This is a genomic window from Anaerocolumna chitinilytica, from assembly GCF_014218355.1.
Classification (GTDB): domain Bacteria; phylum Bacillota; class Clostridia; order Lachnospirales; family Lachnospiraceae; genus Anaerocolumna; species Anaerocolumna chitinilytica.
Window position 1 is genome coordinate 4,731,777 of sequence record NZ_AP023368.1, and the last position, 21,416, is coordinate 4,753,192.

At 37.1% G+C, this 21,416-nt stretch carries 19 protein-coding genes; 3 read left to right on the forward strand and 16 right to left on the reverse strand.

What is annotated here, in order from left to right:
• Positions 1–85: 85 nt before the first annotated feature.
• Complete coding sequence (locus bsdcttw_RS20650) at positions 86–1,015, reverse strand: oxidoreductase (protein WP_185256683.1); 930 nt, start codon at positions 1,013–1,015, stop codon at positions 86–88.
• 282 nt (positions 1,016–1,297) lie between these two features.
• On the opposite strand from bsdcttw_RS20650, the gene bsdcttw_RS20655 reads away from it, so the two are divergent.
• Positions 1,298–1,726 (forward strand): MerR family transcriptional regulator, encoded by a 429-nt coding sequence (locus tag bsdcttw_RS20655; RefSeq protein WP_185256684.1) that lies wholly within the window; start codon positions 1,298–1,300, stop codon positions 1,724–1,726.
• A gap of 282 nt (positions 1,727–2,008) precedes the next feature.
• Here bsdcttw_RS20655 and bsdcttw_RS20660 read toward each other — a convergent pair whose 3' ends face one another.
• From bsdcttw_RS20660 to bsdcttw_RS20675, 4 genes are all read right to left on the reverse strand, one after another.
• On the reverse strand, positions 2,009–3,106 hold the full coding sequence (locus tag bsdcttw_RS20660) for a Gfo/Idh/MocA family protein (RefSeq protein WP_185256685.1): 1,098 nt from the start codon (positions 3,104–3,106) through the stop codon (positions 2,009–2,011).
• A gap of 148 nt (positions 3,107–3,254) precedes the next feature.
• A complete protein-coding gene (locus bsdcttw_RS20665) occupies positions 3,255–4,238 on the reverse strand; it encodes a Gfo/Idh/MocA family protein (RefSeq protein WP_185256686.1) in 984 nt (327 codons plus the stop codon).
• 80 nt (positions 4,239–4,318) lie between these two features.
• On the reverse strand, positions 4,319–6,499 hold the full coding sequence (locus bsdcttw_RS20670; RefSeq protein ID WP_185256687.1) for a pyruvate formate lyase family protein: 2,181 nt from the start codon (positions 6,497–6,499) through the stop codon (positions 4,319–4,321).
• A 20-nt stretch (positions 6,500–6,519) separates the two neighbouring features.
• A complete protein-coding gene (locus tag bsdcttw_RS20675; protein ID WP_225903722.1) occupies positions 6,520–7,422 on the reverse strand; it encodes a glycyl-radical enzyme activating protein in 903 nt (300 codons plus the stop codon).
• Positions 7,423–7,665: 243 nt separating this feature from the next.
• Here bsdcttw_RS20675 and bsdcttw_RS20680 point away from each other — a divergent pair, with 243 nt between their 5' ends.
• The gene (locus tag bsdcttw_RS20680; RefSeq protein WP_185256688.1) at positions 7,666–8,562 is read left to right on the forward strand and encodes an AraC family transcriptional regulator; all 897 of its coding nucleotides are present in this window, start codon (positions 7,666–7,668) and stop codon (positions 8,560–8,562) included.
• 196 nt (positions 8,563–8,758) lie between these two features.
• On the opposite strand, the gene bsdcttw_RS20685 is transcribed toward bsdcttw_RS20680, so the two are convergent.
• From bsdcttw_RS20685 to bsdcttw_RS20710, 6 genes are all read right to left on the reverse strand, one after another.
• Positions 8,759–9,457, reverse strand: a complete 699-nt coding sequence (locus bsdcttw_RS20685) for a hypothetical protein (RefSeq protein WP_185256689.1) — start codon at positions 9,455–9,457, stop codon at positions 8,759–8,761.
• A gap of 175 nt (positions 9,458–9,632) precedes the next feature.
• Positions 9,633–10,589 (reverse strand): linear amide C-N hydrolase, encoded by a 957-nt coding sequence (locus bsdcttw_RS20690; protein WP_185256690.1) that lies wholly within the window; start codon positions 10,587–10,589, stop codon positions 9,633–9,635.
• Between the two features lie 347 nt (positions 10,590–10,936).
• Positions 10,937–11,413, reverse strand: coding sequence for a GNAT family N-acetyltransferase (locus bsdcttw_RS20695; protein ID WP_185256691.1), 477 nt, complete (start codon positions 11,411–11,413; stop codon positions 10,937–10,939).
• 42 nt (positions 11,414–11,455) lie between these two features.
• Positions 11,456–11,890, reverse strand: a complete 435-nt coding sequence (locus tag bsdcttw_RS20700; protein ID WP_185256692.1) for a hypothetical protein — start codon at positions 11,888–11,890, stop codon at positions 11,456–11,458.
• Positions 11,891–11,953: 63 nt separating this feature from the next.
• Positions 11,954–12,826 (reverse strand): AraC family transcriptional regulator, encoded by an 873-nt coding sequence (locus bsdcttw_RS20705; RefSeq protein WP_185256693.1) that lies wholly within the window; start codon positions 12,824–12,826, stop codon positions 11,954–11,956.
• Positions 12,827–12,923: 97 nt separating this feature from the next.
• Positions 12,924–13,796: a hypothetical protein gene (locus bsdcttw_RS20710; RefSeq protein WP_185256694.1), complete on the reverse strand. Its 873-nt coding sequence runs from the start codon at positions 13,794–13,796 to the stop codon at positions 12,924–12,926.
• Positions 13,797–14,032: 236 nt separating this feature from the next.
• Here bsdcttw_RS20710 and bsdcttw_RS20715 point away from each other — a divergent pair, with 236 nt between their 5' ends.
• On the forward strand, positions 14,033–15,208 hold the full coding sequence (locus bsdcttw_RS20715; RefSeq protein ID WP_185255255.1) for an ISL3 family transposase: 1,176 nt from the start codon (positions 14,033–14,035) through the stop codon (positions 15,206–15,208).
• Positions 15,209–15,395: 187 nt separating this feature from the next.
• Here the strand turns inward: bsdcttw_RS20715 and ppdK are convergent, their stop codons facing one another.
• The 5 genes from ppdK to bsdcttw_RS20740 all read right to left on the reverse strand — a co-directional run bounded on the left by ppdK (position 15,396) and on the right by bsdcttw_RS20740 (position 21,355).
• Positions 15,396–18,017, reverse strand: a complete 2,622-nt coding sequence (ppdK, locus tag bsdcttw_RS20720; RefSeq protein ID WP_185256695.1) for a pyruvate, phosphate dikinase — start codon at positions 18,015–18,017, stop codon at positions 15,396–15,398.
• A gap of 163 nt (positions 18,018–18,180) precedes the next feature.
• Complete coding sequence (locus bsdcttw_RS20725; protein ID WP_185256696.1) at positions 18,181–19,569, reverse strand: glycine--tRNA ligase; 1,389 nt, start codon at positions 19,567–19,569, stop codon at positions 18,181–18,183.
• A gap of 135 nt (positions 19,570–19,704) precedes the next feature.
• Positions 19,705–20,301 carry a hypothetical protein gene (locus bsdcttw_RS20730; protein ID WP_185256697.1) on the reverse strand — a complete coding sequence of 199 codons (597 nt, stop codon included), beginning with the start codon at positions 20,299–20,301 and terminating at the stop codon, positions 19,705–19,707.
• Between the two features lie 174 nt (positions 20,302–20,475).
• A complete protein-coding gene (gene recO / locus bsdcttw_RS20735; RefSeq protein ID WP_225903723.1) occupies positions 20,476–21,234 on the reverse strand; it encodes a DNA repair protein RecO in 759 nt (252 codons plus the stop codon).
• A complete protein-coding gene (locus tag bsdcttw_RS20740) occupies positions 21,170–21,355 on the reverse strand; it encodes a hypothetical protein (RefSeq protein WP_185256698.1) in 186 nt (61 codons plus the stop codon). The genes recO and bsdcttw_RS20740 overlap by 65 nt, the downstream gene beginning before the upstream one ends.
• Positions 21,356–21,416 lie beyond the last annotated feature (61 nt).

A 21,416-nucleotide genomic window follows, 5' to 3' on the forward strand; every position in this document is an offset into this window, starting at 1 on the left:
TATAGAAAGCGATCAATAGATCAATAAGTTCTTTCCAGAATTTTTTTGTATTTGCCGCTGTTAAATTTTATATTTATGGTACGTGTTACCCAAACTTTACGTTTGTAAGATTCTCAGATACCTCCCAAAGTTTTGAAGCTGCTTCAACATCCTTTGCCTGAGATGCAACTTTAGCTACTGTTGGATACCCTCTCATCTCTTTCATTCTGGAAGGCCCGTAATATGAACCTCCTTTTGCTTCTATCGCAGTTGCCGCATAAAGTGATGGCCATGCTCCATGAGATGCAGGCTGAAAGAGTATCGGCAATAAACGCCTGACTATTGTAGCTAGACTATTTTTTCCGGCTCCATTCGGAATCAATTCTGTTCTTGATATCCCCGGATGTGCTCCCATGCTGCTTATCCCCCAGCTGTATACATCACTACGCCGTTGTAGTTCAAATGCAAACATTAAACATGCAAGCTTTGACTGGGAATAACTTACCATTGGTTTATAGTTGTTTTCTGATTGTAAATCATCGAAGTTTATAGCTCCCTGAAGATGAGCTATACTACTCAAGGTGACCACTCGAGGCTTAATTCCTTTCTTTAAAAGTGGGAGCAACTGTGCCGTTAATGCAAAATGTCCAAGATAATTTGTACCCATTTGAAGCTCGAATCCATCTTTTGTAATCTTACGCTGAGGTGGATTCATTACTGCCGCATTATTGATTAATATATCCAGACTTGTGCGTTGTACCCTTAATCTTTCGCCAAATGTTTCTATCGATACAAGATCAGCAAGGTCGAGTATCTCAAATCGTATATTTCCGTCTGGAACCAATTGCTTAATTTTTTTTATGGCTTCGTCACCCTTATCTCTATTTCGGCCTGCCATAATAACTTCTGCTCCCGACCCAGTCAACGCCAATGCTGTTTCGTAGCCGATTCCACCGGTTCCTGTAATAACAACCGAGCGACCTTTTTGTGAGGGGATATCTGCTGATGTCCAATTACTCTTCCTATTTTCTGCCATTATAAACACTCCTTTATTTTATTGTCTTCTAAAAATCATGATTTATTAGATAGTGTTCCTTCAGCGTTCCGAACATATATGTCATCGATACACCGAATCAGTGAACCATATACATCTCTTAAAATGTAAAGTTCATCTCCTTCCTTTAAATCTACACCTCTCTGAAGAGATTAAAATCTTGAAAGTTCTTGTCTTATGCTATACACTAATACTAATGGTTCGAGTTCTATCGAAGTCAAGCACATTTTAAATATTTAAATATTTTTAAAGGAGATTTTGATTATGTATACCATTAATGAAATTGCAAAAATCTGTGATATTTCTGTTTATACAATTCGCTTTTATGATAAAGAAGGACTTCTTCCCTTTGTTACCCGAAACAGCACCGGGAACCGGCAGTTTAGTGACGGAGACCTTGATTTGGTAAAACTGATTTGCTGCCTTAAAAATACCGGAATGCAAGTCAAGGAAATCAAGCAATATATCGATTTATGCATGCAGGGCGAAGGAACCGCCACAGCACGAAGACAGATCATGGCTAACCACCGTAAGGCCATTCTCAGACAGATAGAAGATCTGAAAAAGAATCTAACCATTGTTGATTTAAAAATCGGTTTTTATGATTCTTATATCGCTAATCCTCAGGCTGGGTACGATCCGCTAAAATATATGATGGAGAATAAACAGATGAACAATACCACCCATGAATAAAATATAATAGCCCCAGAAAATAGTAATCACTTAGAGTATGGTCTAAGTGATTACCATCTTCCTGTGATATGAACTTGGTTTCCCTGATGCTAAAAAATCCTGCAAGTGCCCGTCCAGTTCCACTGGTACCACCAGTAATCAAGGGTTCTATAAAAATTTAAGGATATAAAATTAGACTCTCATATGAACTTATTCAGTCAATATAAGAGTCTATCTCACGAAAAACTTAGTTCTTACCCTTTTCGTTTACAGAACGAATAAAGAAGTAAAACATTTCAATAATTAATCTAAATTAGGTATAATTATTTCAACTTCTCTATGTAATTTACTGGAACGGTAAATACCATCGCAAATTGCCTGGTTGTAGATGATTTCTTCACCCGGAATAGGGGCCGGACGTCCTTCTATAATTGCATCGCAGAAATCACGTACTTTTGCTTCAAATATGTCTACTTCCTTTGGGGATTCATAAGCATTAAAAGGTAAGGAAGGCAGTACATAGCTGTCAATATTCTGACCGTTAACATCTGTAAAATACATCGTACGGGACGGCTTATTGAAATAATCAAACTCATTTTTGATTTTTATTCCGCCTTCGGTTCCAAGCCACATGGTATCACCCAATGTATCTGCATGCATAGCCCAGGATTGTTTGAAAAGAAAAGTCATATCGTTCTCCATACGAACAAAAGCTACTGAAAAATCATCTACATTGAAGGTGTCCGCACCTGAAAAATACTTTGGATTTTTTCCGAAATAATCTGTTGCCATGGCTGATACGGTCAGTGGTTTGGGATAACTTACCGCATGGAGACACTGATCGATGGAATAGCAGCCGATATCACCTAAACAGCCAAAGCCCGCTTTATCTCCGTCTACGAAAGTACCCTCCGGTATTCCTCTTCTTCTTCCTCCGCCGCTTTGAATAAAGTAAATCTTGCCAAGAGCTCCTGAACGGATAATATCATCCACTTTACGGCGGCTGGTATCATAACGGGGTTGGAAACCTATGGTCAGAATTTTATTCGCCTTACGGGAAGCTTTTACCATATCCACAGCTTCCTGCAATGTAAAAGACATGGGTTTTTCACATAGTACATGTATACTTGCCTCAAGTGCCGCAATGGTACACTCCGCATGGGTTTTATTATAGGTACATACACTTACTCCGTCCATTTCCACATTTTTAATCAATTCCTCTGCACTGTTAAAAGCCTGTGCATTAGGTAAATTCCATTTTTCCAGGAATTCTTTTGCTTTACCGGGTACGATATCTGCTCCGCCAACGATTTCTACATCCTCGAAGCTTTTATAAGCTTTCATATGGGCATTTGCAATTCCGCCAGTTCCGATGATTCCTATCCTTAATTTTTTACTCATTGTTATTCCTCCTGCATATCACAAGCTTGCCGCAGACTGTTTGCAGACTGTTAGCTGTTTGCTGTCTACTGTCTGCTGTCTGCATCAAACTGCCTTAATAAGAAGTTTGAAAGCGATTTTCTTCAAACTTTATACCCTTTTCTATCTTTTAATTAAATGATACCTCTCTCTTTTCCTTATGTGCAATATAGGCGGCTTCTAAGAGTTCTGTCAGTTTTGTGCCGGCTTCCGTGTCAAAAAGGATTGGCTTATTATATAAAACTCCATCCACCCATTGTCTTAAGGAATGTGGCAGAGCTTCGGGAAGTTTCGCCGGTGTTACCCAGCCTTTAAATTCCTCATCCATCTTTTTAGAAGTCATCCTTATATCATTATCGCAAATGACTATGGTTCCTTCCGTTCCATATACCTCAACCATGGAAGGAGTTTTGTAGGTGACAAGACTTGTTTCAACGATTGCTACGGCATTATTTTCAAATTCTATGGTGCAGACAGAATTATCTTCAACGGTACGGTTCGTAACATAACTAAACATGGAGGATATTCTAACCGGTTTTCCTAAGATCCAGCTGGCAAGGTACATTGGGTGACAACCAAGGTCCATCATTGCTCCTCCGCCCGCTTTACTCTCATCATACCAGTATTCCGGCAGCCAGTTATTAAGTGCCCCATCATGACCGTTTCTTATTCTTAAAAGTGTTACTTTTCCGATTAATCCGGCGTCTATTACACTTTTCACATATAGATTGGACGATGTGGTACGTGCCGGATGGGAGATTCCAAATTTAACCCCGGCCTTCTTTACTTCAGCAGTGATTTCTTCACATTCTTTTTTCGTAAGTGCCATGGCCTTTTCCGTAAATATATGCTTTCCTGCCTTTGCAGCTTTCTTCATGATTTCAGCATGCATACTTGTAGGAGAGCAAACCAGAATTCCATCTACATCCTCTCTTGCAAGAATCTTATCCATATCCTCTTCAAAATCTACATTTAAGGATTTTGCCCATTCTCTTCCTCTTTCCGGTTCTTCATCCCAGACACAGGTTATTTCGGCATCTGAAAAGGATCTTAAAAGTTCAGCATAACCCTCTGCATGAACATGCCATTTACTCATTAAAGCCACTCTTAACATAATAACTCCTCCATTCTTTTTTTAGTAAACCCAAATACTTTTCAAACGCTGTAGCTTTAGCTACTGCTCTTGCTACTGCCCTAGCTGTTGGCTTCAGCGGATAAAAACCTGTCAACTATCTGTTGCCTGTATTCCTTAGATAAGGATGCGAAAAATGCGGAATACCCGGTTACCCGGACAATCAGATCCGGATATTTCTGTGGATTTTCATGGGCCTCTAGAAGTTTCTCCTTGGTCAGACAATTTAAGTTAATTAAAGTACCTCCCATTTGATTATGCGCATGTATCAGAGCAGCAAGAGCATCTGCACCACCTTCGTGCTTTAATAAGTCTAAATCGATATCCAGATGAAGGGGGGCTGAGTTTCCGTAACCTGGCTGTAACAATGCTACGGCATTTGCTTTTAATGTCGGGGAAAAGGTATGTATTCCTGCTGCAAAGCCCGGATCCGGTTCATTGGAATGAGATATTGCCTCTCCGCTTCTTCTTCCGTTGGGTGTTGCAGGTAATTTGGAACCCAATTCCAAAATCGTACCATGTGAAAACATACCCGGAATAATCGGCAGATGGTATTTTGGTGTTCCTTCATTTTTACAGCACCAAACAAAGTAATCCCTAATTTTTACCGCCCAGGCCTTGGCTAAGGAGTCCGGTGATCCCAGGCGTTTAATATTTTTCATCATTAGCCGGATATTTTCAGCCCCTTCATAATTATTATCCAGAGTTAAAAATAACTGCTCCCAGGTAATCCGTTTTTCCATGACAACACGCTGTTCAATTGCCGCAAAGGAATCGGAGACAGTAGCTAAGGCAACTCCATCTATATTAAAGTTTAAAATATCCACTCCGCCTTCCGAACAATTGAGTCCCCGTTCTATCGGACCGTGCATGAAAAGGTTATACACCAGTTCAGGTTTATTTCTTCCCATTACTTCGTAATGCTTATCATATCCTGCCTTGATGCTGTCTATGATTGTTTTCGTATGGAAACAAAATCGTTCAAAAAGAGCTTCTAAGGAAGGGTTCCCTCCCCTGATATCCTGGAGTGCATAATACAGGGCAAATCCAAGATTACACCTTGTAACGTCCTGTAACGGATATTCCTCTCCGGGAATGCAGGTCCAGTTACATCCGACTTTCGCTCTTTTTCTTGCGAGCTGCATCGGAAAACCATTCTTTACGTATCCTTCTTCACATCCCACATTGCAGGAATAATCAACTCCTGTTCCTTCTTCCATGGTGTATTCCAGGGAACGCTTTAACAGGACGGGATTTACCTTATCATGCACCCTCAGGGCAATATTGATTGGAATATGTAAGGCATGCATGGCATCCAAAATGATAAAAGACATCCGGCTTGTCATATCTTTGCTTCCATCCGGTGTAAGTCCTGCTATCTGGGAATAGTGGGTATCATTGAAGAATAAACTTGCTATATACCATACCGCCTGTTCATCGGTTAGCCTGCCGTCTTGTATATCCTTTTCGTAAAATGGTCTTAAAGCCTCATCCAACTGATCAAGAGCTCCTCCGACAAAATACGTGCGGTCCAGTGTTTGAAAATGTGCTATAAACTGGCAAGCCTCTCTTAAGGTTCTGGGCGGATTATTAACCAGCCATTCATTTACCTTTGCCATATCCAAAAGGTTCTCTCTGGTTTTTAGATTTGCTTCAGTATCAGCCAGTGTGCGTGCCTCTAAAGCCAATGCCGAAATCCATTCCTGCATTCCTAAGACTACCTGTTCTTCTCCGTCATAAAAGTCCGTATTATCCGGTGCATTTATTTTTTTATAATATCTTATTTTATTTAACAATCCGCCCCAGCCAAGTTGCAAACCGATGGATATATCTCCCGCACAGTGGTTCATTCCTCCAAAACCCGGTCTGGTATCATACTTATCCCATATTTCTCTTAGTTCAACCGGCTGGTCTTCTGGAGCAATTTCAATCTTTACATAATTGCTCAAGGGTCCTACCCAGGCACCTGCCAACGCACTGTTTTTATTGATATACTTTGGAATTTCATTAAAAAACCTTCTTAGGTGCTCTCCGATTGCAAGGGGTCCATAAACAATTCCGGATTCATGATTGGGTCTTGCCTCAAACTTAAAATCTGGATAATGTACAAATCCCCAATCATCAAAATCGAGGGACCCAAGTTCTTTCATCTTAACCTCGTTAATCTCTAACTTATCTTCGTGAAGTTTCTTGATTCTCTGCTCATATAATGGTGAAAGTAAAACTTTGTCCGTGTTTAGCATAATTGATCCCCCTACGATTTTTATGTTCTATATGTATTTAATCCAAAATTCTTTAGAATTGTAATTGCTTTATCCACCTGTTCGTCTGTCGGTATTTCCATTTGGGATAATTCATTTTTCATGCCAAGTGCAGCATATTTGCCGTTGCCAAGCTTGTGGTAAGGCATTACTTCCACCTTAACAAGCTTTAAAGGTTGTAATATTTCCCCTATTTTTTCAATCTGGTCATCATTTTGTCCCGGTATAAAAGGAATTCTTACAATTATCTCTTTTCCTGCCTCTGAAAGCCTTCTTAAATTATGAAGAATCAACTGATTCTCTACACCCGTTAGTTGTTTATGTATTTTAGAATCTGCTGCTTTCACATCATACAAAAACAAATCCGTCACCGGTATAATCCTCTCAAAATAACTCCAGGGCACACAGCCTGCCGTATCAACCGCTGTATGAATGCCCTCCTCTTTACAGCTTCGTAGAATTTCTTCCAGAAAGTCAATCTGCAGCATAGCCTCTCCTCCGGAAAAAGTTACTCCGCCGGAAGAATTTTTATAATATAATTTATCTTCCGACACAGATTTTAACAGGTAGGGGACATCCACATTTAAACCTACTCCCGTCAACGCATTTGCATAACAGGTATCGACGCATAAAAAACAGCCGGTGCATTCCTTACGCTCCATTTGATGTATATTGTTCTCATCAAGGTAATGAACCCCGTGTGGACATACCTGATAACAAGCACCGCATCCGATACATTTTTCAGAATAAAACTCAATCTGATTGTCCTTATGAATTGATTCCGGATTATGGCACCACTTGCATTTCAGATTACATCCCTTGAAGAAAACTGTCGTTCTCACGCCAGGTCCGTCATGTATTGAAAATCTTTGAATATTAAACAGTTTACCTTCCATGCACTCCATTACCTTTCTTTTCCTGTTAACTGAATTATAATCATTTAAAAAATAAAAATCATAGCAATTTTTACATGAAATCTCTCATTTTTTTAACTATGTTACAATTACATGCAGTCTTATGATAGAATTAATTATTCATTTATGCTAAAATTAACGAGAAAAGAATCCAGGATTTTTACATAACAAATAAACTTTCCAAAGCTGATTAATAATTTATTCATTAACTTATAGGAAAAGAGAGGTTATTCTATGCACCCGCAATATCTCACGGAAAAAGATAGTAATTTTTTCTTTGATATTTCAATTCATAATATAAGAAATGATGTATCTCCCCATGGACATAGTTTTTTAGAACTCCACTATGTTTTTGAAGGGCAGGGTATAGAAAAAATCAACGGGATTGAATATGAGATGAAACCCGGTACCTTTGCGGTCATATTTCCGTATCAGATTCACGAAATGCATATAAAGGAGGGTTCAAAAGTTCTCCTTTACAATCTGTGTCTGTCAGCCAAAACCTTATTTGACCAGGATGAATACGGACTTATCATGAACAATCTTCTATTTGATATTGATTTAAATGCCAGAACAATTTATGATATTGATCCTAGTACCTCTGAGAAATTTTATACCCTTTTAAGTGAGATGAATGCAGAATATAAAGAAGCAAAAGTATGGAAAAATTTTATGCTGAAGGCTAAAATAATTGAATTCTTTATATTATTTGACAGGTATAGAAGATCACTTGTTACGAAAGCCAGTGAAAGCCTTCAAACTACTATGGGAAACAACACCTGGTCCATTATCCATTATGTTTATAAAAATTGGAATACTAATATTACCTTAAAGAGTCTATCAACCCTCTTTTATTTAAGTGAGCCTTACATCAGTACTATATTCAAACAATGTCTGGGTATCAGCTTTCATACTTTTCTCACGGATTTGCGCATACAAAATGCTTGCAGTTTATTATCCTCTTCAAAAATGTCCATTACCGATATCGCATACGAAGTTGGTTATTCCTCCTATAGTACCTTTGTTCGAGTATTCAATAGCCGTAAGGGAGTGAGTCCAGCAAATTACAGGCAACAGATTAAGGGAAACCGACCTGAAGAACTAATAGTCATCAAGGAGAAGAATCCGTAAAGCCTTTTTATTCTCCAATACCCAAGTATAACTAAAGCTCCATACCAACTATTTCTCAATAGCTGATATGGAGCTCTTACATTATCTCATACTCAATTCATTATAAAGAATACTTTTCTAATTTAGTATAAGAAGAATACCTATAGACTTTAAATCAAATTAACTATGATTTCGATAAAATTATAACTTTACATTTCTACTTATTTGTTATTATCTGATTAATTTGATAAGCAGTGTCGCCATTAAATGTTACTACAGCACCTTTATCAGAATATACCAAAACAATATTATTAATGCTTTCATCTTCATCTTTTTTTATAGAATGTAAAGAATTATAATTCTTGGTGTTTGAATGCTCGTGTTCATCAATAATAGACCAATAATTCTGTAATTCTTCTTTTATACTCGGCTTAATATCTTTTATTTTATCGTCACTTAACCAAGTAGTACACTTATTTTTTAAAGTATCAACCCAGTCGTTTCCGGTATTGTTATACTTTTCAATGATATTATCTTTTATCTTTTGACCATCTATATCTTCATAGGTAAGTATTATGGAATCAAGATAACTTGATTTATAAGGGTACCATTCTTCATTTGGTTTATCATATACTTTTAATGAAACAGTAGCATTATAACCAAATACTTCTATTTTTTCTTTTAATATTATAGTTGTAACAGGCTTATCATAATTATAAACAACACCATCAACACCACTCTTAATTTTAAGTAACTTTTCAATTTTATCCAGTGGCATTCCCCAATATAATTTATCAATAGGTGGTTGAAATCCATATTCCCTTGTTGAAGTAACATTGTTTTTATTATTGCAACCTATTACAAAAACACTTATAATGCATAAGATAACCAGAAATATGAATATTTTTTTATTCATATTTAAAAACCTCCCCAATATCAGTAGCCACTATGAAGACCATCTAATTTTTTCATCAGTCATGTTGCAGAGTCTATAATAAAGAATACTCGGAAAAAAGCAATTCTTTTACAGGGAACGATAGTACTGTGAGTTTTCATTCCGTAGGGAGCTTCCCAGAATAGATAGAATTAGCTTATAATTCATATCTATATACATTGTTATATTCACCAGAAAAGGTAATCAGTACACTCCTCTTTGTCAGATTATAAACAACTGACCACTGCTCATCACCTGGTATTACATTTTTCTTAAGTAACTCCAACGCGTCATTTTCTGAAATAATTCCTTGTCGTTTTTCCAGTTCACTTTCAATGTTTTCATATCTATCCTTTCCAAAGCCCTCATGATTTGGATTGTTATATAATGTAAAATTGGTTACCACCTGATAATTCTTATTTTTCTTGGTAATAGCCATCTTACCATCTTCGAATTCAATTACAGCGGAATCTCCTTTCGAATCCGCAACTAGAAAATGTAGTGGAGCAATTATATAAAACAAATTATATTTATCCACAAGTTGAATTGCTTCATCGACTGTTTTAGATTTGTTTAAAATCAACCTTGGTAATGTTTCATCAAATAATGTGACCTTATTGTGTTGAGGATATTTTGCTTTAGCATCAGTAAGACATGCAACTGCTAATCCATGCTCATTAATTCCGTCTTTCGGGCTGTATGGGGATGCTACAGTTAATTTTACATCTGTTTCAAGGGTATCATAAGTGTTTTCATCCCAGTCCAATTCTGCCATATTTAAAAAAGCTAATGATTTATAGTTATTATTATCATTTATTTGAATGCGCATTGGAATTGCACACTCGCAATCCATATTTCTACCGAAAAGAATGTTTCCTTCCAAGTTTCTAGCAGTAAATGCAGCACATCCTTGCTCTTTATTATTAAGATTCATCTTTTTATTTACTAGATTCTTATCAACAAAGTTGCAAAAATCTTCAATCTTACTGGCACCCTCCTCTAAATATTTTTCAATGCAATAATCACCATAGTATTGCATTGAAAAATAAGGCCTATCACTTACTTTCTCAATTTCTACTCTAATACTTTTATCCATACTATATACAACCTTCATTTTATATCCCCCTACTTATATTTTCCAATTTTTTATCCTATCATAATAATTTATTTATTACAATCAAAACCATCCAAATAATTCTAATTTTAACTAAATTCAACCCAAATAATTTATAATAAATGATGGTATATTGAAAAGCGTCCTACTATTTACAGCCTAGTGCTCTGCAGCACAAGTCGTTATAACGAAAAGCAGCCCATAAAGGACTACTTTTCTGTTTATTTAAATTATTTATTGTTGAGTACTGCTTGTGCCGCCCTAAATGAAAATACAGTTATCTATTCTAAGCAAAATCAACTTTTAAGCTTCCTATTTTAAAACATTTTATCCTTCTGATATGATAATTAAAACCCTGTGTTATTAATTTCTCTAACCAATGTATAAGTGTAATTTTCAAAGTACTTGTCCCAAAATCCCGTTGCATTGGGGTTGGCAGTACCATGTTCTACCCATAATTTCTCTACCTTTTCTTCTTTTAAAGTATTATTTACAAACCTTAGAAGTGCTTGTGAAATTAATTTCCCTCTAAATCTTTCCTCTACATAAATGTCGCCAACATTATAAACTCTTTTATGATTCAGCAAAAAGCACTCATTATCCATAGCTGCATCTATTATGCCAATAATTTCATCCCCACTACATGCCACAAACATTCTGGTAGTGTCCGATAAAATATAGTTCATATACATCTCATCTGTAAACTCTTTCCCAGGATAAAATACAGGACTTTGCTGCAAATGCTTAACTAAAAGGTGATATAATTTAAGAATTTCCAACTTTCTATCAAGTATTTCTGCATTTGATAATTCTTTACAGAGCACCTCATTCTTTGAAAGTATAAATCTAGAAGTATTTCTTACCGCCTACGTGCACATAATCCCAAATTGGCAAAACGTAAAGTATGATATAATTTCTAAATCATGCGCATAAATTTTCACATTAAAATAAGCTACATGCCTTAGCACCATTACCATATTTGCAAAAGATTGAAACATAAAGGAAATTACCTTATTTCTATTCTTATACTCGGCTCCATATCCCCATACTGGTATTAAAATATAGTTATTTTCATTTTTTTCTATATCACAATCGCTTAATAGATAACCACATACTTGATTTTCATCTAAACATACTATTCCATTTCCCTTTATACAAGGTTGCTTCAATCTCTGATATAATTCTTGCTCATACTGCTCTTCATAGAGCGCATCCACACTTTCACATTCCTTTAGATATTGCTTTTTTGCTATTACCATACAAGAACCTAAATGGTCCTCTGTTATTTTTACTATATTCATGATATCCCTCCTCGTTTATTCAGAATACCACATCCATTACATATTTCTGTTCCTGCATTGCTATTATTTTATCGGTATGTAAATTTCCATCACAGAGTCTCTTAAGTAATGACATCTCTCATCGTAAAATTCAAAATCTAACCTTGTTTCATCATATAAATACTCACTAGATGTAAACCAATCATCAAAAATATACCTCCATACATTTCTAACTGTTAATGCCAGCCCTTTATCATCTTCTTGCATATTGACAGGAGGTGTAGTAAAGATTGCATATTTCCCGCCAGATATAGTATAGTAAGTCCAATCAAGCTTTGTATCTATAGCTGGAGCGATAACCCCCAACAAATAATTGACTCGGCTGTTGTTATTATCTTGTTTAATACAAATACCAATCTCACCATGTTTTAAAGGATTTATATCCGCATACAGTCTTTCTTCAATATTCTCTCCATCATATTTATCCCAAAATGCAGCCATATTCCAAGAAAATTCTGTACTATCAAAATCCATATTCATATTTATACCACAAATCGTAAATGAATCTATTGTGCGAATTTCAATTCTTACAGGTTCTTTCAGCTGCTCTTTGCCTGAAGTAAATTCACATACTTTTTTATTTTCTCTTCTAAAATGAGACGGTGTATTATGAAAATATTTCTTAAATGCTTTTGAATAACCACTTGCAGTTTCAAAATGGTATTCCATTGCTATATCTATAATTTTTTTACCCTTTTTTATATCCAAAATAGATAGTTGAAGTCTTCGCCTTAAAATATATTCCATGGGTGTCATATCCTTATAAAGCTGAAAAACTCTACAGAAATGAAATAAGGAATATCCCAAAAAATCTGCAAGACTTTTTGTAGATATTTCATTTTTTAGATTAATTTCAATGTAATCCATACATTTTTCAATATCTTTTCTATAATTCATAAATTACCGCAATCCTTATCTTTACTATATATCCAGTATCATTTAACTCGATTAACAAATTAATTTACATTAACAGTGTACTGCAAAACAGTAAATCTTATTTTGTTCGATACTTTTCTGAGAGTAGAACATATAGCGTTACCCATTTATTGGGTTGACCCACCATACCCACATCGAAATAAGGCTCAGCGAAAGATTCGCTAAGAATATATTTACTTTCGAAGTCTTTTTTGCTGTCTAATAATACCCATGCCTTTTCGCAATTAGGATGATTCGCCACACCAAGAACCGAAAGCCCATACATAATCATATGTAAACCTATGTGTACATGATCTATCGGATAAAACGTCTCCACCATATCTTTGATAATTACCTTTCCGGAATCGTTAGAATGGAATACAACATAGTTGTTCAAATAAAATTTTAATAATAGTTCAAATTGTGGCAGAATAATACCTATCTTTTTCAGCTCTGCCGCGAGTAAAAGATAGGTGGTAGTTTGTCTATAGCACCCCATATCCAGCAACTTAGAGTCGTTTGTTTTTTTGGATTTGTCCAGGCATCGAACGGTGCCGTCTTGCCGTATAGTTGAGAAAACCAAAGGTATTTGTTCTTGCACCCAAGGATGCTCGTAATATCCAAGCGATACCAGATTTCTCAGCACTAAAATTTTCGCACACTTCGTACTCATATTCATATTTTTAATGATACGTTCAATATAATCATCAATAGATACATCAATGCGTGTTAAACCAAATTCCGTGAGTGCCAAGAAAGCGTTGATATCCTCCCACTTTTTATTAAGTTTTAATTTCTCCATGACTAAACTAAGCCTTTTTGAACTTAATAAATTTTCATAAGCATTTTTCACTTCAACTTCGTCTTTTGGCATACCTAGAAGCTCGGTCATTGTACGGTATTTAACTTCGGGTGTGTCATCTTTAAGAAGCCAATTGATTACATTATTCATTAACATCCTGCTTTCATTCCTCTCTTTAAATAAACTGGTATTTGTTTGCAATTTAGATATAGGGTAGGATTCAAAGAATCCTACCCCTAGTATTGACACAAATCCTGGTTCTATAATAAATGTTGGGGTGTGTAAATAAAACACATTCCAACTTTTATTTTTATGTTTTATAATAAAAGAAACCTCCCTCGAAAATGCCGTCTACCAAACAACCACTTTCAAAGGAGGATCTCTCAATGCATTCTAATTGTACCAGAAAACTTTTAGGATTAGAAGATATTTTAATTAAAAATGTAATTCAAGCTGACTCTTTTGTCCGTATTTATATCGAAACAAAGCCATCGACACAGATCTGTCCTCATTGTGGCAAACAGACAAAACGCATTCATGATTACCGCTCTCAGACAATTAAGGACCTCCCATTTCAGCTTAAGCACACTTATTTGGTGTTGAGAAAGAGACGTTATTCCTGTAGTTGCGGGAAAAGGTTCCTCGAGAAATATACTTTTCTCGCTCCTTACAAAAGGCGTACCCTTAGATTGTCTTATAAAATCATCGACCTACTCAGGAATCTACGCAGCATGAAGTCCGTTGCTGTTGATACGAATGTTTCCGTTAGTACCGTTTCCCGGTTATTGGATACCATCAACTACTCCTCCCCTTCTGTTCCTGAGTGCATCTCAATTGATGAGTTTAAAGGTAATACGGATGCTGGAAAGTTCCAGTGTATTCTGGTAGATGCAAAGAAACATCGTATTCTTGATATTCTACCTGACAGAACTCAGAAGCATTTATCCGCCTATTTCCGTACATGGAACCGCACCCAAAGGTATCGAGTGAAGTTCTTTATCTGTGATATGTGGGAACCGTATGTAGACTTGGCGAAAGCCTATTTTCCTAATGCAACTATTATAATTGACAAATATCACTTCATTCGATATGTTACTTGGGCGATTGAAAATGTAAGAAAACGCCTTCAAAAGAAGATGCCTTCGAATTTGCGCAGGTACTACAAGAGAAGCCGGAAGCTGATACTTACAAGATATAATAAACTAAAAGAGGAGAACAAGAAGGCTTGCGATCTGATGCTACTTTATAATGATGATCTGAGGACTGCCCACCGACTTAAGGAATGGTTTTATGAAATCTGCCAGAGCGAGAAGTATAAGTATCAACGGGAAGGATTCTGGGAATGGGTGAAGACAGCTGAAAAATCAGGTATTCCCGAATTTGAAGCCTGTGCGAAGACTTATCGGAATTGGTCACAAGGTATTTTGAATGCCTTTAAGTACAAATATACCAACGGACCTACAGAAGGGTATAATAACAAGATAAAAGTATTAAAAAGGGTATCTTTTGGCATGAAGAATTTCGAGAGGTTCCGTACAAGGATTATACATAGTTCTATCTAAATAAAAAGAAGACGGCAGGAGGTTTATTTCTCATGCCCTAAAACATGGATTATAGACCAGTACATTAAAATAGCTCTAAACTCAGTGATGGAGTGGGATTCAAATGAATCCCACCCCCATCATTGACAAAGAGCCCAAATCCTAAAGAAAAGCAGCCCATAAAGGACTGCTTTTCAGTTTATATAAATTATTTATTATTGAGAACTGCCTGAGCTGCTGCAAGTCTAGCGATCGGCACACGGAAAGGTGAGCAGGATACATAGTTTAATCCTACTTTGTGGCAGAATTCAACGGTTGAAGGATCTCCACCGTGCTCTCCACAGATACCAAGCTTGATGTTAGGTCTTGTAGCACGTCCTTTTTCAGATGCCATCTTAACTAACTGACCAACGCCGTCCTGATCAAGTCTTGCGAATGGATCGGACTCATAAATCTTGTTGGTGTAGTAAGCGTCTAAGAACTTACCAGCATCATCACGGGAGAAACCGAATGTCATCTGTGTTAAATCGTTTGTACCGAAGGAGAAGAATTCAGCTTCTTCTGCAATCTCGTTAGCAAGTAATGCAGCACGAGGAATTTCGATCATGGTACCGATATGATATTCGATGTCAGATCCTTTTTCCTTCTTAACAGCTTCTGCTGTTTCAACTACAACATCTTTAACGAATTTTAACTCTCTCTTCTCGCCTACTAAAGGAATCATGATTTCAGGAATGATGTCAAAGCCTTTTTCTGCTTTTACTTCGATAGCAGCTTCCATAACGGCTCTTGTCTGCATCTTAGCAATCTCAGGATATGTTACGGCAAGACGGCATCCTCTGTGACCCATCATAGGGTTGAACTCGTGTAAGGAATCGCAAGTAGCTTTTACTTCTTCTACGGAAAGACCCATATCTTTTGCTAATGCAACGATATCTTCTTCTTCTGTAGGAACGAATTCATGTAACGGGGGATCTAAGAAACGGATAGTAACAGGTCTTCCTTCCATAACTTCGTATAAGCCTTTGAAGTCACCTTTCTGGAAAGGTATTAACTCGTTAAGAGCTTCTTCTCTTGCTTCTACAGTCTTAGAAAGAATCATCTTTCTGATCTTAGGAATTCTCTCTGCATCAAAGAACATATGCTCTGTACGGCAAAGACCGATACCTTCAGCACCGAACTTAACAGCGTTAGCTGCATCAGCAGGTGTATCTGCATTTGTTCTTACCTTTAATGTTCTGATTTCATCAGCCCATGTCATAATTCTATCAAAGTTACCGCTGATAGCTGCTTCTACAGTAGGGATATCTCCAATGTAGATATTTCCTGTAGAACCGTCAAGAGAGATGTAATCTCCTTCTTTTACGGTCTGTCCAGCGATTGTAAAGTATTTAGCTTCTTCATCAATTACGATTTCACCACAACCGGATACGCAAGCTGTTCCCATACCACGAGCAACAACGGCTGCGTGAGAGGTCATACCACCACGAACAGTTAAGATACCTTCTGCTGCGTGCATACCTTCGATATCCTCAGGAGATGTCTCAAGACGAACAAGAACTACTCTTTCACCTTTTTCATGGTTCTTCTTAGCATCTTCTGCTGTGAAGTATACCTTACCAGCTGCTGCACCAGGAGAAGCAGGAAGAGCTTTACCAACAGGCTTAGCTGCCTTTAAAGCTGCAACGTCAAATCCGGGATGTAATAACTGATCTAAGGATTTAGCTTCGATTCTTGCGATAGCCTGTTCCTTTGTAATCTTTCCTTCGTCTACTAAATCACAAGCGATCTGAAGAGCAGCGGGAGCTGTTCTCTTACCGTTACGTGTCTGTAAGAAGAAAAGTTTCTTATCTTCGATTGTGAACTCCATATCCTGCATATCTTTGTAGTGATTCTCTAACAAAGTTGCAATTCTCATGAATTCAGCGAAAGCTTCAGGCATGTCCTCTTCCAGCTTAGTAATAGGCTGAGGAGTTCTGATACCGGCAACTACGTCTTCACCCTGAGCATTGATTAAATATTCACCGTAAATCTTAGCTTCACCAGTAGAAGGGTTACGTGTGAAAGCAACACCTGTACCGGATGTATCGCCCATGTTACCAAATACCATGGCCTGTACGTTTACAGCTGTTCCCCAATCTCCAGGGATATCATTCATTCTTCTATAGTAAATAGCACGAGGGTTGTCCCATGAACGGAATACTGCAGTAACAGCTTCGATTAACTGCTCTGTAGGCTCCTGAGGGAATTCTGTGCCTTTTTCAGCTTTGTATAAAGCTTTGAACTGAACAATAACATCTTTTAAATCATCAGCAGTAAGTTCAGTGTCGAATTTAACACCTTTCTTCTCTTTGATTTCATCTAAAACTCTTTCGAATTTTGCTTTGCTGATTTCCATAACTACGTCAGAGAACATCTGGATAAATCTTCTGTAGGAATCATATGCAAATCTGGGATTTCCTGTTTTCTTAGCGAAGCCTTCAACAGCAACGTCAGTTAAACCTAAGTTAAGGATTGTATCCATCATACCAGGCATGGAAGCTCTAGCTCCGGAACGTACTGATACTAATAAAGGATTCTCTGTATCGCCAAATTTCTTTCCCTGCTGATCTTCTAAGATTTTGAGTGCATCAAAGATCTGTCCTTTGATTTCATCAGTAATTTTCTTTCCGCTGTTATAATAGTCGGTACAAGCTTCTGTTGTTACAGTAAAGCCCTGGGGAATGGGAAGTCCTAAATTAGTCATTTCTGCTAAGTTAGCACCTTTACCACCAAGCAGGTTTTTCATATCTGCTTTACCTTCTTTGAACAAATATACCCATTTTGCCATTTTGGTAATTACCTCCTAATAAAATTTCAATATTTTGACTTTCTAGTCACCACTTAACATTATATCATAACATTGGTAGATAAGGAAAGATTTTTTTCCTTTAAAATTTTATAAAAATGATATAAATTATCAGTTAAATCTTTCCTTCTGCCATTTGTCACTTCTAAAACTCAAATTTCTTTTCAAAGTAAGTCTTTAAATCTTCGATGCGAATTCTTTCCTGCTCCATGGTATCTCTGTCACGCACGGTTACACAGCCATCTGTTTCTGATTCAAAATCATAGGTGATGCAGAAAGGTGTTCCGATTTCATCCTGTCTTCTGTATCTCTTACCAATGTTACCTCTGTCATCAAATTCACAGTTATAAAGCTTGCATAAATCGGTAAAGACTTTCTCAGCACCTTCTGAAAGCTTCTTGGAAAGAGGAAGCACACCGATCTTAACCGGTGCAAGGGCTGGATGGAAGCGAAGTACAGTACGGATATCTCCTTCTCCCAAATCCTCTTCATCATAAGCACCGCAAAGGAAAGCTAAGGTTACTCTGTCTGCTCCAAGAGAAGGTTCAATTACATAAGGCACATACTTAATCTTCTTTTCATCATCAAAGTAGCCCAAATCTTCCTTGGATACATTTTGATGCTGGGTTAAGTCATAGTCTGTTCTGTCAGCAATACCCCATAATTCACCCCAGCCAAAGGGGAATAAGAATTCAATATCCGTGGTTGCTTTACTATAGAAAGAAAGCTCTGCTGCTTCATGGTCTCTGACACGCATTTCTTCCTTCTTCATACCAAGGGAAAGCAGCCAGTCGATGCAGAACTGTTTCCAATAAGCAAACCATTCAAGGTCTGTATCCGGTTCACAGAAGAATTCAAGTTCCATTTGTTCAAACTCTCTTGTACGGAACGTAAAGTTTCCCGGAGTGATTTCGTTACGGAAGGATTTACCCACCTGTCCGATACCAAAAGGAATCTTCTTTCTGGAGGTTCTCTGTACATTTTTAAAGTTTACGAATATACCCTGTGCTGTCTCAGGTCTTAAGTATACGACATTTTTAGCATCCTCCGTTACACCCTGGAAGGTCTTAAACATCAGGTTGAACTGGCGGATATCCGTGAAATTATGTTTACCGCATGTAGGGCAATTTATACTATGTTCATCAATATAGGATTTCATTTCTTCCTGTGACCAGGCATCAACCGCATTCTCAAATTCGATGCCATGCTCTGAGGCATAATCCTCAATTAACTTATCGGCACGGAATCTTTCATGGCATTCTTTGCAGTCCATCAAAGGATCAGAAAAGCCGCCTAAATGTCCGGAAGCCACCCAAGTCTGAGGGTTCATCAGGATGGCACAGTCAACACCTACATTGTAAGGGTTTTGCTGTATGAATTTTGACCACCAGGCCTTTTTCACATTGTTTTTTAGTTCTACTCCAAGGTTTCCGTAATCCCAGGTATTTGCAAGTCCTCCATAGATTTCAGAACCGGGATACACAAATCCTCTTGCCTTGGCTAAGGCTACTATTTTCTCCATCGTCTTTTCCATCGTAAAATCTCCCTCTGCCTCTTTGGGCTTAATGCTTATAAATTAGCTTAAAAAGCAAAAACATTTTCACTTTTAAAATGCAATTCCGAAAGATAACTTGCGAAATTGCATAAAGTAATCGTAATTCTTAACGAATCACGGTTTATATATGATAATCGTCGTTGCATTATCAGCAGACTCTATATGGTGCTTATCCACCAGCGTTCCGCCAGAATAATATTTTATAGTACCTTGCAGTAATACGTCAAGCTTCTCTTTTAGAACCAGTACTTTATATTTGTTATTTTCAAAAGCTTTGCTTAAGGTAACGGTTTTGTTCTTTTTTGCCGCAGAGAAATTCTGAGGCAGATCAATCCCCGCATTATTAACGTCCCCGGTGTTAAGAAGTTTAACATCTGTTTGATTAAAGCTATTATAGTCATCAATGGTAGCATAGGTAATTACTAACACTGCATTGGAGCCTTTTAACTCCAGATTCTTTTTGGTTATTACTTCATTTCCTTTTGCCGTATTATACTGATTAATCTTATCTGTGACATATTTATCTAGTTCCGTAAGATTATAGTAGGCTTTATCAAAGCTTTCAACGGTACCGGCTTCCAGGGTGCCTTCTTTTGTTATCAATAAAGTATTCTTTTGTATATTATTCGTATCAATTTCTTTATTTTTACTACAGCCGGCAAGCATGACAAGACATAATATAAGGGCTGTACTAAAAATCAGTTTCTTCATAATTGTACCCGTTGCATATCCCAGAACAGTCTGTGATAGTGCCACATTATAATAGGAGTGAAAGAAGCTGTCTGTGGCAATCCTTTCGATTAAAATTTTCTTTCATCCTGTTTTCCGTCTGTTGTTAAAGTCTTTATCATTGTAACCTTAAAAACTGTTAATTTCAACCTAAAATTATGGTAATAACATGATATTCAGGATTTTTAAGGATTTCATTTCCTTATCAATTTGAAGCTTTGCATGGTTGTCCACCAATACCTCCAACTCAGTTAAAACCTCATCGGATACCTTAAAGGTATAGAGCTTGGTTAATGGAGCACTTAATATGTACTGCAGAGTATAAAGGGCCGCACCGGAAATTTTTATCGTATCATTATTACCCGTATGACATTTCTTGCAAAGAACCCCAGAAAGACTGAAACTATAATAGATTAAGTCTTCTGCTCCCGTACATTTTAAGCAGGAAAATACCTGCGGTGCCACTCCATTTATCTGAAAGAGGCGAAGTTCATATATCCTTCTCACCAGTACTTTACCGATATTCGAATGACTTAAGGCTCTTAAGGACTGGTACAATAACTTAAGGGTCTCTTCTCCATCTTCAAATTCATGGCAATAGTAGTCAGCAAGCTCACAAAAATACATCCCAAAATAAGCCGCCTCTGCATCGAGCCTTAATTCTTCAAAGTAATTTGTTATATTAACGGACAGTACCGAATAAGCACTTCTGCCCTCATATAATTCAAAGGTTCCAAAAGAAAACGGATTGCTGCATGCTAAAAAGGCACTACCGGGTTTTCTAGCGCCTTTTGCAAATGCTGTTATTTTTCCTTTTTCCTTCGTAAGTATGACCAATCTTTTATCATACTCACCCACGGGCATGGCTGAAAGAACCATTCCCGTCACAGCCAATGCCATCATCCAGGCTGCCATCCTCTCTCTTGTTACCGCTATTCATTTCCATTCCTCTTTCAACGGTACAAGCAATGTAACTTAAATAATCGTATATGTTTCCGCTTTTTGCAAATCTTTCCCAATGTTCTTTGTTCTGCATTTTTATTTCCCCCTTCAAAACAGTTCTAATTTTAACATCTAATGTTTACATTATAAGCATG

Coding starts and splice junctions, on each gene's coding strand:
- bsdcttw_RS20670 (WP_185256687.1), bottom strand. CDS start 6,499: ATGCTAAACACGGACAAAGTTTTACTTTCACCATTATATGAGCAGAGA.
- bsdcttw_RS20675 (WP_225903722.1), bottom strand. CDS start 7,422: ATGGAGTGCATGGAAGGTAAACTGTTTAATATTCAAAGATTTTCAATA.
- bsdcttw_RS20665 (WP_185256686.1), bottom strand. CDS start 4,238: ATGTTAAGAGTGGCTTTAATGAGTAAATGGCATGTTCATGCAGAGGGT.
- bsdcttw_RS20700 (WP_185256692.1), bottom strand. CDS start 11,890: ATGAATATAGTAAAAATAACAGAGGACCATTTAGGTTCTTGTATGGTA.
- bsdcttw_RS20685 (WP_185256689.1), bottom strand. CDS start 9,457: ATGAATAAAAAAATATTCATATTTCTGGTTATCTTATGCATTATAAGT.
- ppdK (WP_185256695.1), bottom strand. CDS start 18,017: ATGGCAAAATGGGTATATTTGTTCAAAGAAGGTAAAGCAGATATGAAA.
- bsdcttw_RS20705 (WP_185256693.1), bottom strand. CDS start 12,826: ATGAATTATAGAAAAGATATTGAAAAATGTATGGATTACATTGAAATT.
- bsdcttw_RS20725 (WP_185256696.1), bottom strand. CDS start 19,569: ATGGAAAAGACGATGGAGAAAATAGTAGCCTTAGCCAAGGCAAGAGGA.
- bsdcttw_RS20740 (WP_185256698.1), bottom strand. CDS start 21,355: ATGCAGAACAAAGAACATTGGGAAAGATTTGCAAAAAGCGGAAACATA.
- bsdcttw_RS20715 (WP_185255255.1), top strand. CDS start 14,033: ATGCATTCTAATTGTACCAGAAAACTTTTAGGATTAGAAGATATTTTA.
- bsdcttw_RS20650 (WP_185256683.1), bottom strand. CDS start 1,015: ATGGCAGAAAATAGGAAGAGTAATTGGACATCAGCAGATATCCCCTCA.
- bsdcttw_RS20655 (WP_185256684.1), top strand. CDS start 1,298: ATGTATACCATTAATGAAATTGCAAAAATCTGTGATATTTCTGTTTAT.
- bsdcttw_RS20730 (WP_185256697.1), bottom strand. CDS start 20,301: ATGAAGAAACTGATTTTTAGTACAGCCCTTATATTATGTCTTGTCATG.
- bsdcttw_RS20680 (WP_185256688.1), top strand. CDS start 7,666: ATGCACCCGCAATATCTCACGGAAAAAGATAGTAATTTTTTCTTTGAT.
- bsdcttw_RS20690 (WP_185256690.1), bottom strand. CDS start 10,589: ATGAAGGTTGTATATAGTATGGATAAAAGTATTAGAGTAGAAATTGAG.
- bsdcttw_RS20710 (WP_185256694.1), bottom strand. CDS start 13,796: ATGAATAATGTAATCAATTGGCTTCTTAAAGATGACACACCCGAAGTT.
- recO (WP_225903723.1), bottom strand. CDS start 21,234: ATGGCAGCCTGGATGATGGCATTGGCTGTGACGGGAATGGTTCTTTCA.
- bsdcttw_RS20660 (WP_185256685.1), bottom strand. CDS start 3,106: ATGAGTAAAAAATTAAGGATAGGAATCATCGGAACTGGCGGAATTGCA.